Below are 389 nucleotides of genomic sequence, written 5' to 3'. Positions count from 1 at the left end.
TTGGTCGACGATCTGCCCGCCCGGCTCCAGGAAGCATGTGGCAACCGCGGCTGCCCATCCCTCAACGGCGTCGTCATTCCATGCATCATGTACGCCGACGACCAGACACTATTCCACTGGGACCAGCAGGTCATGCAGGCCATGCTGAACGCCGCCCAAGAGTATGCCGAAGGACATTTTTATTCATACAACGTCCGGAAGTCGGCGGTCTCGCTACCGCTCCGCTCTAGCTGGTCCACCCTCTCACTGGCCGATCAGCCCCTCCCGGTATCCGGAACCACGTCGTTGCTCGGCGTGAAGATGGTCAACGGCATGATCGCACATGGCTCGCAACTCGCCGACCGCACTCGCCAGGCTGACGGAGCCCTGTTTGGAATCCAGCAGCCGGA

Annotated in this window: 1 protein-coding gene; it reads left to right on the top strand. The window is 61.4% G+C overall.

What is annotated here, in order from left to right:
* Window positions 1-389: hypothetical protein (locus B5P42_RS32235; RefSeq protein WP_181458870.1), on the top strand; the 389-nt coding region annotated here is incomplete at both ends.

Source organism: Bacillus sp. SRB_331, assembly GCF_003264175.1.
GTDB lineage: Bacteria > Bacillota > Bacilli > Bacillales > Bacillaceae_G > Bacillus_A > Bacillus_A mycoides.
The sequence above is the reverse complement of the archived record's forward strand: the minus strand, read 5'-3'. Positions and strand labels throughout refer to the sequence as shown.